Origin of the sequence: Silvanigrella aquatica, assembly GCF_001907975.1 — a bacterium.
Taxonomy (GTDB): Bacteria; Bdellovibrionota_B; Oligoflexia; order Silvanigrellales; family Silvanigrellaceae; genus Silvanigrella; species Silvanigrella aquatica.
The window spans coordinates 1,925,114-1,941,503 of sequence record NZ_CP017834.1 but is presented as its reverse complement, the minus strand read 5'-3'; the positions used below and the strand labels follow the sequence as shown (position 1 = coordinate 1,941,503).

Genomic DNA, 16,390 nt, shown 5'->3' with positions numbered 1-16,390 from the left:
TGTCTAAGGTAAAGGAAATGCTGTGAATTTTAAAACTTTTTTAAATGATTTGCATTCTAGAATGATAGTTCAACTATATAAAGAGTTTGAAAATATTTGTTTTCAGCATCGTGTGAATTTAAAAAAACCCTTAATAATTATCGAACAATTAAATTCTACTTGGGGTAATTGGGATCCTTTGGGCAGAGTTATTACTTTGTCTGCTCAACTAGTTGAAGAATATTCTTGGGATATTATCATTGGTGTTTTAAAACACGAAATGGCACATCAAATTGTCACAGAGGTTTTTAATTCAGAAGATATTCATGGAAAAAGCTTTCAAAAGGCATGTGAACTCATTGGAGTTCCGAAGGAGTATTGTAAGGCTTCTCTAAATATTGAAAATAAAATCACTCATTGGAAAAATTCAACTTTAGGTGAAGAAGAGTTGGTTGTCATGCGCAAGCTTGATAAATTATTAAATTTAGCTCAATCTGCTAATGAGCACGAAGCTCTATTAGCAATGGAAAAAGTTCAAGAGCTCAACTTAAAATATAATTTAAATCGGATTCAAGAAGGTTTAGATTCTTCATTTTATTCCTTAATTATTAATTTTAAAAAGAAATGTGTTCCTACAACTTATGTTTATATATCATCACTTATTCAAGCTCATTATTTTGTAAATATCATCTATTCTGAATTGTACGACCCTCTATGTGATGAATCCCATAAAATTATTGAAATAATTGGTACACGGCATAATGTACTTATGGCTGAGTATGTGTTTTATTTTTTGAAAGAAACAATTGAAAGCTTATGGAAAATTTATCAAATGAACAATAATCTTCCTGCTCGCTATAAGCTCTCTTATCAAAAAGGAGTGTTAGTTGGATTTCAAAATAAGCTCGATTCTATTGCAAAAAATAAATTATATAATGAAATAAATTTTTATTCTCAAAAGCACAATAATTCAATGTCTGAAATTATTATACTGGAAAATAAAAAATTAAATGAATATACAAAAAGAATTTATCCAAGATTGAGTAGGCAAGGAGCTTCAAATAATAAAGTATATAGTGAGTATTATGCCGATGGGAAATCCGATGGTAAAAAAATAGTTATTAATAAGCCCGTATCGGAAACTAAAAATCAAATATATTATCTTGGTATTGGCAAATAGATAAATGAAGTTCTTTCGCAGTCAAAATAATACATTTTAAAATTTTTCAAGACATAAATCCCATTTTTTTATTTATTATGGTAGTATTTATCAATTATCCTTTTAATTTGTCCATTATCTGAAATTATTTTGAATCCTTTTTCATATAAATTTAAATATGGACTATTTTTTACAAAGCCGACATGCGATGCTTTTTTAAGTTTAAAATTTGAAATTATAACTTTTTTTTCAAGCTGTAATTTTTTTATTAATATATATGCAGAATCCATATCGACAATTCCGCAATCCACAGAGCCATTCGCAATTTCTTTTAAAATTTTTGCTGCGACTTCATCAGAGGACGTAATGTCAACTTTTGTAAAATTTGTCGCTTCTGTATATTCTTTCGAAATAACATAGCCTTTAGCGCTTCCTACTTTTAAACCTGACATATCTTGAAGTGAGTTGATTTCTTTTGTCTTTGGATTTCGTATAAGAATATTACCTCGGGTTCGCATTGAGGTTCCTAAACTATATTTTTCATCTCTTTCTTGGCTATAAACCATGGGTATAATAGCATCAATTGATTTTTTATCTAATTCATATATACATCGATTCCAAGGAAGCATAATAAATTTAATTTTTACATTTTGCGTTTTCATGGCCGCACTAATTATTTCAACATCGATTCCAATGGGTTTGTCACCTTTCATTCCGGCTGAAGGTAAAAAATCCTCAAAACATACCTTCATTTCTTTAGCATATGAATTAAATGATAACAATATTAAAATAAGTATGGCGTATTTCATTGTATTAAGATCTCCTTTCGGTATCAATTTATTTTAATGAATTCTGAAAAAAATCAAATAATTAAACTTTCATTAAATTGACACTAAAAAAATTTAAACAACTCAAATACTGTTAAGTATAAAAAAATGTATGATCTATATTAAAGTTAATTTTTCTAAAATTGAGGTGTTTTATGAATGACTCAAAAAAAAAGTTGCTTGTGCTTGTTGTTGACGATCAAGATACATTTCTTCAAGCTGTTGTCGATGAAGTCAATTTTCTAGGCTTTGATTCTATTACAGCAAGAAACGGAATGGAGGCTCTAGAGCAAGCTCATAAATCAAAATTAGACCTTATTATTTCTGATATTCGTATGCCAAATAAAGATGGTGAGTGGTTTTTGAATGAGCTTCGAAAGACTCAAAAATCATTTCCTCCCTTTGTATTTATGACAGGGTTTGCCGATCTTTCAATTCAAGAAGCTTATGCCATGGGAGCTGATGGGTTTTTAGGCAAGCCATTAAATCCAGAAAAATTAGAAATCTTGCTACAGAAATTATGTCGTCCCATTGAAAAACGATGGAATGAACTTCCAAAAACTTCAGCTGTTTATCATATCTCTAAAAATTTTCCATGTGCATATGACGATCAGAGCCTTAAAGAAATTAATTTTGGCCGAGCTGGTATGTATTTAGCTATTGAAAAACTTGTATTTGAAATTGGTGATATTATTTCATTTAAATTTGAATTTAATAGCGGTGATTTTAAACAAATTGAAGGAATGGGTAATATCGTTTGGAAAAAAGAAAATCCTGAGGGAAAATCTGATGAGTATGGTCTCTATTTTGATTATCTTCATTCTTCCACCTTAGCTGCATGGATAAATAAGTTAAAAAGTAAAGAAATAATTGAAGTTATTCCACGTGGAAAGTAACCGGAGACAGTAGCATGACGAACATTTCACTTTTAGATAAAGAGAAGTGTGTTATAGTAATATTAGAAACTATTTCACCCATTCAGCAAATGTATATGAGTGCATTTATAAACATAGATTATAAGTTAGTCTCGCCCTTTTCAGACTTAAATGAGCTCATTAATTATATTCGAGAATCTCACGTGGACTGGTGTATTCTAAGCTTAGAGCATTTAGTTAATACTAATTTAATTGATTTTTTAAATAATTTGTATAGATCTTCAAAAAATCAATTATTAACTATTAGTATTATTAATAAGGAAAATGATAATATAAATTTATTGTTGTCTTTATTTGAACAAGGATTATTTTCAAATTTTTTGAAACCAATTTCTATGGAAGATTTTGAAAAACAATTGCAAGATCTTTTAGAAAGTGTGAATATTTTAAAAGGTAATTATACTCTTGTCTCAAGTAATTTTATAAGAAATATATTAAAACAAAATAAAATGTATAAGGATCTATTGCAATTTGAAAAATCCATTTTAGATTTTTTTCCAGGATCGCCTCGTTGTTTGATTAATTTGGCGGAGGCTGAGTGCTTAAATAAAGACTTTTCATCTGCAACAAAAACTATTGCACAAGCTAAATTTATTGATCCAGAATCTGAAAGTCAATGCAATATTATTTATGAAAAGTATTTGAAACATTTAAATGAAGTATCAAAAGAAGAAAATAAAAATATTTTGGGAATTCAAAATTGTATGATTATTGATCCTGACTCAGATGTTCAATACTATGTCAGTGAAACATTAAAAAGACTAGGCGTTATTGATTGTCAGAAAATAACAGATGGTGATTCTGCTCTTGAATACTTAACTAAAAATAAAGAACCAGATTTAATTATAATGGAGTGGAAAATTCCAAAAATTAGTGGTGTTGCTTTAGTTCAAAGAATTCGGAAATTAGGATTTAATCAATGCTTTATCGTAATAATAAGTTCTCTTGTTAAAGTGACAGAACATCCCCTGCTACAGGAGGTAGGAGTAGATACAATTATAGAGAAACCTTTTGATGGGGAAAAACTATCAAAAGAGCTTATTGGAGTCACTCAACGCGACCGCAAGCCTCTTGAGCAAAGATCGCTTGAAAGAAAAATCCGTCTTTTGTTATCTTCAAAAAAGGTTGATGAAGCAAAAAAATTGTTGGATGAATATTTAAGTCGTTCTCAAATTTCAAAGTATTCAAAATTTCAAATGCAGGCAGAATATGAGTATGAAACAGAGAATTATGGAGCAGCTAGTAAACTTGCATTAAACGTTTTAAAGTCTGTTGGTGGGTCAGTTCTCCTTTTTTCATTACTTGGAAAATGTTTTTTAAAATTAAAAGATTTTAAATCTGCAATGAAATGTTTTGAAAAAGCACACGAACTCTCTCCTACAAATATGGATAGAATTCTTACTCTTGTTGATTTAAAGCAGGAGTCAGGAAATGTTGCTGAAGCTGGTATATTACTTGAATCAGCAAAAAAAATTGACTCAACAAGTACCGAAGTTATTGAAATGGATTATCGCATTGCAATTAAAAACTCAGATACTGAAAAAGCATCAAATATTTTGAAAAATTTAAATTCATTGACAGGTGTTATAGGGCTTATAAATAATGATGCTGTTTCAAAAATTCTTGCAGGAAAATTTGAAGAAGGAATTGACTTATATAAAAATGCATTAAATAGTTTGTCTGATGATTTAAATGAATATAAAGAATTAATCACATATAATTTAGCGCTTGCTTATGTTCGAAATAAAGATTTGCAAAAATCTTTAGAAATATTAGATTCCTTAAAATTAAATCCTAATGCAAGAGTATACAAAAAAGTAAAAAGCATTAGAACAAAAATCAAATATGCTTTACTAAATAAAGGACAACTTGAAAATTTGGAAAATTTATTTGAAAATAAGGAGGGTGTTGAAAATAAAAATACCAGTAATGTAAGTAATGAAAATGATGAAACTGCTGGAATGACTATTTATGAAAATATACTTAATGAAATTGAAAGAAAATCTGAAATAAAAAAAGGATCTCGCTGTTGCTATAAAATATATAATAGAGTTGAAAATAATTAATTTGTATTAGTTTGGATTCCATCTGACAATCGTAAAAAAATAGGTTACCCTGTTTTGAAGAATTTCAAGTTTCAAAACAAATAGCTCAAAGAGCAAATCATTAAGGGTAACTTATATGCAGAGTAACACAAAAGTTATACGAAATAAACTTGGTCTATTAAATTTAGCTCAAGAGCTAAAGAATGTATCACAAGCATGCAAGATGCTCGGTTATTCAAGAGATACTTTTTATAGATATCGTGATCTCGTAGATGAAGGTGGAGAAATTGCACTTCATGATAAATCAAGACGCAAACCCAATTTAAAGAATAGAATTGATGATGCTACTGAAATAAGTGTCGTGCAAATGGCATTTGATTTTCCTGCTTATGGCCAACTTAGAGCCAGCAATGAACTTCGTAAGAATGGAATTTTTATATCTTCAGCTGGTGTACGTGGAATTTGGCAACGACACGGATTAGAAGTGTTTCAAAAGAGATTAAAAGCATTAGAAGCTAAATCAGCAGAAGCAGGAATTGTGTTTACCGAAGCCCAGATTGTGGCTTTAGAGCGAAAAAAATTTGATGATGAAGCTTGTGGAGAAATTGAAACAGCACATCCAGGTTACCTTGTATCCCAAGATACATTTTATGTTGGCACCTTAAAAGGTGTAGGTAGGATTTACCAGCAAACAGTTGTTGATACCTATTCCAAAGTGGCTGTAGCAAAACTTTATAATACTAAAACTCCTATTACAGCTGCTGATGTTTTAAATGATAGGGTATTACCTTTATTTGATAGTTATAATGTGCCTGTATTAAGAATGTTAACAGATAGAGGTACTGAATATTGCGGCAATAAAGAAACGCATGATTATGAATTATTCCTTGCCATCAATGACATTGATCATACAAAAACAAAAGCAAGGCATCCCCAAACAAATGGAATATGCGAACGTTTCCATAAAACAATTTTAAATGAATTTTATCAAATAGCTTTTAGAAAAAAGATTTATAATAGCATGGAGGAATTGCAAATAGATCTTGATAATTGGTTAGAAGAATATAATTTAAATCGTACGCACCAAGGTAAAATGTGTTGTGGAAGAACGCCAATGCAAACTTTCCTTGACGGAATACCAAAATGGAAGGAAAAAGATATTGGATTGAATTTTAACTGACAGACAATTTCATTTTTGGGAGTCTTTTTAAACAGGGAGATTGTCAGATAAAATACCATCTACTACAATTTAATTATCTAAACTGATTTTTTTGGAAGTTCCATAATAAATTCTGTGTGATCAGATGAGGGATCTAAATATAATAATCCTCCATGAGATTCAATTATACCTTTAGATATACTTAATCCTAGTCCTGTTCCTTCGCCAATGTCTTTTGTTGTAAAAAAAGGTTGCATTAATTTCTCTTGAACATCTTTCGCTATTTTTGTACCACTGTTCATAACGCTTATTTTAATTATGGAATTTGTTTCAATAACTGAAATTTTAATCCATTTTTCATTTTGATTTAATAAAGCATCACATGCATTATTAATTAAATTTAAAATGACTTGAGAAATTTGAACGGAACGGCACATTAAAGAAATATTATTATCTTTTAATTCATCAATAAGTGTTACTTCTCTTTGTTTTAATCTTTCTGAGCAAAGAATAAATGTATTATCAAAAATTGATCTTAAGGGGGTCAAAACAAATTTATCTTGATCCCCTGAACGTGAAAATGATCTTAATCCTAATACTATTTTTGCAATTTGTTGTGCCACATTTTCAATAATATCTATATAATTTTTTATAGTTTCAAGATTAATTGGTTCTTTTGAAAGAACTCTTTTAATTTGAGAAGCTCGTAATGTAATAACTCCTAGTGGAGTATTTATTTCATGAGCAACTCCACCTGCCATTTCACCAAGAGCAGACATTTTAGATGAGCTAATTAATTTTGACTGTAAGTTGCTTAGAGATATGAGTGCTTCGCTAACTACTAAATGAAGTTTATATGCTCTATTTTGAATGATGACTGTAAATATTATTGATAAAATTAGAAAGATAGTTGTTAAAATAAAAGTATTCATTCTTAATTCAAATACGTCCACTAATACTTCATTTACTGGGAGTGAAACTAAAACACTCCAATTTTGAATTCCCATTTTTTTGAATCCAACAATATATTCAACTTTATTCATATAAAAATTGCTTATACCATTTGTATTGTTTAGAATAAAATTTTCAGTTTTTTTAATATTATTACTATTTTTGTCTAATTCGCTAAATTTATGAGCGTAAGAGTATTTTTTATCTAAATTATTAAGAATATTTCCTTGTGTATCCATAATTAAAGCGAAACCATATTTTTCCGCTTTAAATTCGTTGAGGGGTTTAAACATATTTTCAAGTTTTAAGGTACCACAAATCACGCCAGAAAACTCCCATTTACTTGAACCTACATCAAGAAAAATAGGGATTGCAATAACAATGGCTTTATATCCCCAAAATCCTACCTGAGGAGTTGAGACAAATGGTTTTTTCTCTTTCATAACATATTTAATATATGTTGTATTTTTTATATTTAGTCCAATTTTATTAAAGTTATATGGTCCAATATTAGCAATTTTTCCATTATCATTTACTATAAAAATATGTTCAAATTGATTTAGAACTTTCAATTGTTCTACGATAGCATCATTGATATTTGTAGCGGTTTGTAGCATTTGTGATATGCTTTTTAAAATATTTATATCTCGTATTATTGAATCATTTAATTGCTCTGCAACCTGATGGGATAAATTTAATGTTTCTTTTTCAGCACGAATAGTCACAATTTTTGAAGAAGAATTATAAATGAAAAAACTCAATAAACATATTGAAATGCAAAATATAAGAATAATTAAGTATATTAATTTTGTGAGTGTATTTGGTGATGAATTTGGTTTATTCATTTTTAAATTTTATTTATCACTAGTGCCAAACCATTTATTAAATATTTGTTCAGAATCATTTGATTTTTGAAAAGTATTTAGAGCTTCATTAAATTTTTTACGAAGTTGGACTTTTTGTCCTTTTGCAAATGCTAAGGCAACAGGAGTGCTTGCAAACTCATCTCCAACAAATTTTAATTTACCTTTTAATTCAGAATTTTGGTTTATAGTATAAAGTCCTACCAATTTATCGGCAACCGCTCCCTCTACTTTTCCAGAGAGAGTTGCTAAAAAACAGTCCTTTGCATTTTCAAATGTGACCTGCTCAATTTTTGGAAATTGAGCGCGAATCCAGGGTACAGAAAAATGATTTTTTTGGATACCCAACTTTTTTCCATTTAATTCACTCAATTTTGATAAGCCTTTATCTTTTGGAATAAATAGTATAGCGGCATATTTTGCATAGGGCTCAGAATAATCATAACTCTTTTTTCTTTCATCGTTTATACCTATGGTCGCAATGGCATCTGCTGTTCCCACCTTTACAGATACAAGTACTTTTGCCCAGGCATTTGGTTGGAACTCAGCTTTAAGTCCGATTTTTTCAGCAACTTTTTTTAATAAATCAATTTCAAATCCAACGGAATTATTATATTTTCCTTGACTGTTTTTTTCTGCAAATCCAAAGGGAGCAAATGAATCGTCGTGTGCTATTGTGAACGTTCCTGTTTTAACAAGAGAGAGATCTTCGGCAAAAGAAAACTTTGAAAAAACGACAAGCAGGGTGGTGATTACAGCACAATTTTTAATAATCAATAATTTTAGCGACATGTTCAGTCCTTTCTGGAAAAGAGAAAATATCGCTATGCTATCGGCAATGAATTTAAAAAGTTAATATTGAAATGTATTTTTGTGTTTTTTGACTAAAGTCTGTGAGGTTTTATTTTGATAAATAATAAATTTTTAGTTACCTGCTTAAATTTACTTAAATTAGCCAATTTTTTTAATAATTTGAGTAAATTTTTTTAACTATTATATTTAGTTATTTAGGGAAAGCAAATAATTTTGATTTTGACGATCGATTGAATTTTGATATTAAGTCTGGGAAAAATGTTATTAGGCATTTTGCGATTAAACCTTATGATAATCTTTGGGGACTGTCATTTAATACAAATAATAAATATACTAGTCCATTTGTTAAAACAAAGGAAATTGCATTTTGTGCACTTCAAGGGGCTAAAAAGAATCACAAGGAAGGATTATTAGAAATTAAAACTCCATAATCTGTAGCTACTTGAGATGAATAAATATATAAATAATAATGTCTAAATAATAGCCAAATTATTTTTTCGAATTGAAAAATTAAAAATTCAATCGAAAATTATAATACCTATTCGTTCTTCAAAAACACATTTTCTTCATGTGCATGCGTTTCATTATGAGAATATGAAATTTCAGTTAAATCACTTACCGATATAGCTCCCTGAACTTTTTTCATGTTGGGAAATAAATTGGGGAATTTTTGGGGTTCGCGTTCTTGCATAATACGGTAACAAACTTCAAAAACGTGTTCCACTTGGGGCTTGCAATAGTAATCCCCATCTCTACCGTAGGCGCATCGATTTTCTTTTGCCGTTAAAGTACGTGGCATGCAGTCTAAATACGAAAAGGCATTATTTTTTTCTAGAGTTTGTTGCATCATATAAGCGCTGGCACCGCCTGGAACATCTTCATCAAAAAATAAAACGGCGTTTGTTTTTTTGATGGACTCTGTAATAGCTCCGGAAAGATCGAAAGGAAGTAAGGTTTGTACGTCAATCACTTCAATTGAAATGCCGCATTTTTCTAAATCCACAGCAGCATCTAAAGCAACTTTACAGCAGGCTCCATAAGTAACAATAGTAATATGATTTCCTGTTTTTAATACTTCGGGTTGGCCTAAAGAAACGGTAAATGTTGATATATTATCGGGAACTTTTTCTTTTAAGCGATAGGCATTGAGCACTTCAATAACAAGAGCAGGATTATCGGATTGCAACAGCGTATTGTACATTCCTGCAGCTTGAGTCATATTACGCGGTACACATAAGTAAACACCACGAAGAGCTCCTAGAAGCATAGAAATAGGAGAACCTGTATGCCAAATTCCTTCTAATCTATGACCTTTTGTACGGATAATAACAGGCGCTTTTTGTCCTCCTGCAGTACGATAATGTAACGTCGCTAAATCATCGGAAGCTGTTTGCAGGCAATATAAAAAATAGTCTAGGTATTGAATATCGACTAAAGGACGAAGCCCTCGTATGGCAGCTCCAATGCCTTGTCCTAAAATAGTGGATTCGCGGATTCCCGTATCGGTGACACGCAAATCACCATATTTGGCATTGAGTCCTTCGAATACAAGATTTACATCACCAAGTTTCCCAACATCTTCACCGATAACAAAAAGTTTAGAATTCTTTTCAAAATGCTGATCGAAACAGCGCTGGAGAACAACTCTACCATCGACAATTTCTGCAGATTCGGAATAAGTCGGTTTAACTTCGGGAATGTTTAAAGGTGATTGAAGGGATTCGCTGTAGAGTTTATTTTCATATGTTTTTACATATTTTTTTGAAAATTCAGAATAAAAATGGAGAAGCGATAGCTTTTCAGGGGTATTTTCATCAGATAAAGAAACAATTGTTTTAAATAAACTGGCATGAAGAACTCTTCTGTTTAAAGTAACAGTGTTTTCAAGCCCTGCAATAGCCGCTTGAACTTGATCTGGCTTCTTGGTGTTTTTAATCACTTTGTTTAATATATTTAAAGCTTCATCACGTTCTTTTTTTAAGGGAGACATTAAAAGTTCCCATGCTTTTAGGCGTGATTTTTCGACATATTCTTTTTCTTCATCTTCTAAAGTATTAAGATTTTCTCTTGTAGATATTTTATTTTCAATAATCCACTCACGAAATTTTTTAATACAACAATATTCTTTTTCCCAATCTAAGCGTTCTTTTGTCTTGTAGCGTTCATGACTTCCGCTTGTCGAATGTCCTTGCGGTTGTGTAATATCGATGACGTGAATTAAAGCAGGTTTGTGTTCTTTACGAACTTTTTCTGCCGCTTCTAAATAAACTTCGCATAATTTTAAATAATTCCATCCTTCTACTTTGTAAATATCAATACCTTTTCCAGGTTTATTTGATTGAAAGCCGGATAACGCTTTTGAAATAGAATCGTTCACGGTTTGTAAGGAACGTGGCACAGAAATACCGTATCCATTATCCCAGACCGACATAAGTAACGGAACTTGCAACACGCCAGCCGCATTCATAGTTTCAAAAAAGATTCCTTCCGAAGTGGAAGCATCGCCAATGCTTCCAAAAACAATTTCGTCCCCATTTTTTGAAAAGGTGTTAGTGTCTTTATTTAGTGATTTTTCATTGCGATAAAGTTTTGAAGCATAGGCGAGCCCTAACATGCGGCTCATTTGTCCTGCCGTTGGGGAAATGTCCGATATTGAATTTTTTGTTTCCAATTGATTTTTAAATAAACCCTTTTCATCAAGTAGTCTTGTGGCAAAGTGGGAATTCATTTGCCTGCCGCCTGAATGAGGATCATTTCCAGTATCGGGATCAGCATAAAGCTGCGAAAAAAATTGTGTTACGTTGACGTTACCGAGGCTCATTTCAAAGGTTTGATCACGATAATAACCGGTTCTAAAATCTCCATTTTGGAATGCTTTTGCGGCAGCAATTTGTGGAAGTTCGATTCCATCACCAAAAATTCCAAAACTAGCTTTTCCTGTAAGAACTTCTTTTCTGCCAGATAAGCTTGCATATCGGCTGCGGATAGCCATCCGATAATCAGCAATGATTTCTTCAACTGAAAATGAATACTTTTCATTAGGAGACTTCAAAACGCGGCGTGTTTCCATTGAAACTCACTCCTTTAAACTCGAGTAGCAATAATCATTTGGCGCATGATCCTATAAACTATAGGATTTGCTTTGACATACACATATATGAGAGAATATGAAAAATCTAGCATAGTGGAATAATTTTTGAAAGTATGTAACGGGTTAAATTAATAATATTTAATATCTCATTTTGTAAATATTATATATTCATATTTTTCTTTAAAATAATATTTATTTTCGAGATTTTTTATTATTAAATACCGTTAATTCAAGTGTTGCGTAAAATGAGCTTTTTTGATTCCCAATTTTATTATTATATTTAAATTTAAAATTAGATGCTCAAATTTAAAAGAAATGATTGATAAGAAATTATTGTTATTTTGCAGATGATTTAGATAATATGAGTAAAGCTCTTATAATTTGCATAAGAACTTTACTCATTTGAATTGCAAGAAATTATTTTTTGTTAAAAGTAACGGTATGATTTGCATTTTGTGAAGCGATAATGGTGTCACCTTCCGCAAATTTATTATCTAAAAGATCCATGGATAAAGGAACTTCAACAAACTCTTGAAGAGCTCGTTTTAGGGGGCGGGCACCAAAGTTGATATCCCAACCTTCTTTTGCAATGTGTGTTACCAATTCTGGTGCCACTTCAAGCTGCATATGCTGTTGTGCAAAAAGTCTTTGACTGAGTTTTGCAATTTGAATTTTAACTATTTTTTCAATGACATCTTCATGTAGCGCATTAAATATAACGGTTTCATCAATGCGGTTTAACAGCTCGGGACGCATGTGAGTTAAAAGTTCTTCCATGACAGCACGTTTGAGTTGTTCACTATTACGTTGATCGGCAGGGGCTTCTAAAATACGATGAGCACCGATGTTTGATGTCATGATCACGATACAATTTTGAAAACTAATTGTGCGGCCTTGGCCATCGGTTAAGCGTCCATCGTCAAGCATTTGTAACAGGACATTTAAAACCTTAGGATGCGCTTTTTCAATTTCATCAAACAAAATGACGCTGTAAGGTTTTCTGCGCACAGCTTCGGTCAATTGACCTCCCTCTTCAAATCCCACATAGCCGGGAGGGGCACCGATGAGGCGGGATACGGAGTGTTGTTCCATATATTCTGACATGTCTATGCGAATCATGGCTTTATCGCTATCAAATAAGCTTTTTGCGAGAGCTTTTGCTGTTTCTGTTTTTCCTACTCCCGTTGGGCCTAAAAAGAGGAAAGAGCCCATGGGTTTATTGGGATCTTTAAGGCCACTGCGGGTAAGACGGATAGCATTTGCTACGGCGCGGAGAGCGTGATCTTGACCGACGACACTGTCTCGCAATTCATCTTCAAGTTTGAGTAATCTTTGGCGCTCTGCGGAAAATAATTTATTAACAGGAATGCCTGTCCAAGTAGATACAACGGTCGCAATATCTTCGGCATCGACTTCTTCTTTTAAGTAAACAGATTTTTCATCGTTTTTATTTTCTCCCTCACCGCTTGAATTTTGCGTGAGATCACGAAGACGTTGTTGGAGTTTTGGCATCTCTCCAAATTTAATTTCACTTGCTCTGGCGTAATCAGCGCGTCTTTCAAACTCTTCCATTTTTACGCGGGCTTGTTCGATTTCTTTTTTCAATGTGTTAATTTCATTCACACTACCTTTAGCCATTTGCCATTTTTCACGAAGTTTTTTTGATTCTGCTTCCATTTCTTTAAGTTGATTTTCAATATCTGCTTTGCGACCCAATGCTTGATAATCTGTTTCTTTAGATAAAGCGACGAGTTCAATTTTGTATTGAGATATTTTACGATCAATGGTGTCGATTTTTTCTGGCACGCTGTCTAATTGTATTTTTAAACGACTAGAAGCTTCATCGATAAGGTCGATAGCTTTATCGGGTAAAAATCTATCAGGAATATATCTGTCAGAAAGCGTTGCGGCTGCTAATAAAGCATTGTCTTTAATACGAATTCCGTGGTGAATTTCATAGCGCTCTTTTAAGCCGCGCAAAATAGTAACGGTATCTTCAACGCTGGGGGGATTGACCATCACGGGCTGAAAACGGCGTTCCAATGCGGTGTCTTTTTCAATAATGCGATATTCATCCAGAGTTGTTGCCCCAATACATCGCAACTCGCCTCGAGCAAGTGCGGGTTTGAGCATGTTGCCGGCATCCATAGAGCCTTCACCACCACCTGCTTTTACCATGGTGTGGATTTCGTCGATGAACAAAATAATATTACCGGAGGCGTCTTGAACTGCCTTTAACACAGCTTTTAAGCGCTCTTCAAATTCGCCGCGAAATTTAGCACCAGCTACCATGGCTGAAATGTCGAGGCTAAGTAAGCGACGATTTTTAAGAGTTTCAGGAACGTCCCCACGGATGATGCGTTGCGCCAGTCCTTCTGCAATGGCTGTTTTACCAACTCCGGGCTCACCGATTAAAATAGGGTTATTTTTGGTGCGGCGCGAAAGAATTTGAATTACACGGCGTACTTCGGTGTCGCGACCAATGACGGGGTCGAGTTTGTTTTCTTCGGCAAGTTTGGTGAGATCACGTGCATATTTGTCGAGCACGCCAAGTTTGTTTTCTGGGGTTTGGTCGGTCACTTTATTATTGCCTCGTATGCTCAGAATTGTTTTTTGAAGTGTGTCTGTATCCAGGTTAAATTTTTGGAAAAGATTTGAAACAGACTGTTGTTTGCAGATAGGAGCTGCAATTAAAAAATGTTCCACAGAGATGAATTCGTCTTGAAATTCTTTGCGAAGTTTTTCCACAGATTCTAGGTAAGAAGCGAGAAAAGGGCTACTTGAAGGTTCGCTTCCTCCTGAAACTCTTGGTAAAAGATCGTTTATTTTTTTTAATTCACTCGTAATATTTGATGTTTTCAAACCTAATTGTTGGGAAGCCATCCGAATGATTTCTTCTTCGTCCTTGAAAAGGGCGTAAAGAATGTGGGAAGGCATAAGCTCAGGATTGCCATTTTTTTTCGCTATCGTATGGGCTTCATTTACAGCATTTTGGGATCGATTTGTTAAATTAAGTGCCATAAATAAAATCTCCTTATTTAGTGTGGAGTTTTCACTGTTACCTTTTGGTAATGAGCAGGATGCACTCCTTTTCAATACAATGATTTGTCTTTTCTCATTTTTGTCAAGGGTTGGTAATTGGAATTAATGAGAATCTTTTTGAACTTGGGGACTTCAAGAAATGTGATTGTATGATAAACAAAGATTTGAGGCGGGAGCTTCGACGTTTATTTATGATTTTTGTAAATTTATCCTAACTTATTTTAGAATGAGGTCAAAAAGGAGTGAATCTTTTATCAAGGCTTGCACTAAATTTCATCTGTAAAAAAAATTCAAAATTATTAAGTTTTACATCGCTTGTTTCCATTGTTGGTATTTCTTTTGGAGTGGCTGCTTTTTTAGTTGTTATTACGGTATTAAATAGTTTTCAAGCTGAAATTAAAAATGTGATTTCGTCTGTTAATCCAAATCTAATTATTTATTCTCCTTCTGGAATTAGCAATCCAACACAATTTGAAAAAAAACTAGAGACATTAATTCCTGTTCCTATTGAAAAAATGAGTCGATTTATATTACAAGAATCTGTAATGGGACTTGGAAAGCAGACATCAGCAGTTTATCTTCGAGCCATTGAAGGTACAAGCTCTTCATTTGCTCATAATTTAAATCGATATATTTTACCTCATGATGCTTTAAATTCTTTAAATGAGTCGAGTCAATTAATAGATAAAAATAGAAATACAATTGATTTTTCAGGAAATCCAGAAAAGCTTCCTCATGTTATTTTAGGTAAAGAACTTGCTGAAAATTTGGATGCTAAAGTGGGAAGCACTGTTACATTAATGACATTTGGTAATGAGAAAAACGCCCTAGGTGTGCGTTATAATAAACTTTATGTCAGTGGTGTCGCAAATACAGGTCTGTCTGAATATGATAAAAAGCAAGTATTTATGAATTTTCAGGATGGTGTTAAGTTATTTGGAATCGAAAGTTGGTCTAGTGGTATTGAAGTTCAATTGAAAAATCCCGAGGATGCTCTTTTGGTTTCCAAAAAATTAAATCAAGAAATTCCTTATAATGTTGTTGCTTGGCAGCAAATTGATCCCGGGTTATTCGAAAAAATTGAAAGAGATGGAATGACAATCAAATTAATTGTTTTAATTATTTCTTTTGTTGCTGGATTTAATATTATTGTGACTTTAAGTTTAACTGTAATTGATCGCTCAAAGCAAATTTCACTGCTACGGGCTGTGGGAGCAAAAAAATCTTTAGTCATTAGTACTTTTGTTTATTCGGGAATTATTTTGGGAATACTGGGTTCTTTACTCGGAGTGCTCTCCGGTTTAATTATTTTAAAAATATTTTCAAGAATTCCTCTTGGAGATTTTCAAGAATTTTATTATCTCGATAAAATACCGGTACAGATTGATTTGCAATTAATCGTAATTGCATTTATTACCTCAATCTTTTTATCGTTTATTGGTGCCTTGTATCCTGCTTGGAAAGCTTCAAGAGTCTCCCCTATGCATGGATTAACCCAAGGAAATTAGAAAATAGAAAAGGAAAAA

The 16,390-nt window shown here is 32.3% G+C and carries 10 protein-coding genes; 5 read left to right on the top strand and 5 right to left on the bottom strand.

Annotated features, from left to right (window positions below):
• Positions 1-22 precede the first annotated feature (22 nt).
• Entirely contained in the window at positions 23-1,159 is a 1,137-nt protein-coding gene (locus AXG55_RS08000) for a DUF2786 domain-containing protein (protein WP_148697601.1), read from the top strand.
• A gap of 68 nt (positions 1,160-1,227) precedes the next feature.
• On the opposite strand, the gene AXG55_RS07995 is transcribed toward AXG55_RS08000, so the two are convergent.
• Positions 1,228-1,947 (bottom strand): substrate-binding periplasmic protein, encoded by a 720-nt coding sequence (locus tag AXG55_RS07995; RefSeq protein ID WP_148697600.1) that lies wholly within the window; start codon positions 1,945-1,947, stop codon positions 1,228-1,230.
• 173 nt (positions 1,948-2,120) lie between these two features.
• On the opposite strand from AXG55_RS07995, the gene AXG55_RS07990 reads away from it, so the two are divergent.
• The 3 genes from AXG55_RS07990 to AXG55_RS07980 all read left to right on the top strand — a co-directional run bounded on the left by AXG55_RS07990 (position 2,121) and on the right by AXG55_RS07980 (position 6,125).
• Entirely contained in the window at positions 2,121-2,861 is a 741-nt protein-coding gene (locus AXG55_RS07990; RefSeq protein WP_148697599.1) for a response regulator, read from the top strand.
• A gap of 14 nt (positions 2,862-2,875) precedes the next feature.
• On the top strand, positions 2,876-4,966 hold the full coding sequence (locus AXG55_RS07985; RefSeq protein ID WP_148697598.1) for a response regulator: 2,091 nt from the start codon (positions 2,876-2,878) through the stop codon (positions 4,964-4,966).
• A gap of 115 nt (positions 4,967-5,081) precedes the next feature.
• Entirely contained in the window at positions 5,082-6,125 is a 1,044-nt protein-coding gene (locus tag AXG55_RS07980) for an IS481 family transposase (RefSeq protein WP_148697597.1), read from the top strand.
• A gap of 77 nt (positions 6,126-6,202) precedes the next feature.
• Here AXG55_RS07980 and AXG55_RS07975 read toward each other — a convergent pair whose 3' ends face one another.
• From AXG55_RS07975 to AXG55_RS07960, 4 genes are all read right to left on the bottom strand, one after another.
• Positions 6,203-7,900, bottom strand: a complete 1,698-nt coding sequence (locus tag AXG55_RS07975) for a sensor histidine kinase (RefSeq protein WP_148697596.1) — start codon at positions 7,898-7,900, stop codon at positions 6,203-6,205.
• A 9-nt stretch (positions 7,901-7,909) separates the two neighbouring features.
• The gene (locus AXG55_RS07970) at positions 7,910-8,710 is read right to left on the bottom strand and encodes a substrate-binding periplasmic protein (protein WP_148697595.1); all 801 of its coding nucleotides are present in this window, start codon (positions 8,708-8,710) and stop codon (positions 7,910-7,912) included.
• A gap of 559 nt (positions 8,711-9,269) precedes the next feature.
• A complete protein-coding gene (locus tag AXG55_RS07965) occupies positions 9,270-11,801 on the bottom strand; it encodes an alpha-ketoacid dehydrogenase subunit alpha/beta (RefSeq protein ID WP_148697594.1) in 2,532 nt (843 codons plus the stop codon).
• Positions 11,802-12,239: 438 nt separating this feature from the next.
• Complete coding sequence (locus AXG55_RS07960) at positions 12,240-14,843, bottom strand: ATP-dependent Clp protease ATP-binding subunit (protein WP_148697593.1); 2,604 nt, start codon at positions 14,841-14,843, stop codon at positions 12,240-12,242.
• Between the two features lie 263 nt (positions 14,844-15,106).
• On the opposite strand from AXG55_RS07960, the gene AXG55_RS07955 reads away from it, so the two are divergent.
• Positions 15,107-16,372 carry an ABC transporter permease gene (locus tag AXG55_RS07955; RefSeq protein ID WP_148697592.1) on the top strand — a complete coding sequence of 422 codons (1,266 nt, stop codon included), beginning with the start codon at positions 15,107-15,109 and terminating at the stop codon, positions 16,370-16,372.
• The last annotated feature ends 18 nt before the right edge of the window (positions 16,373-16,390 follow it).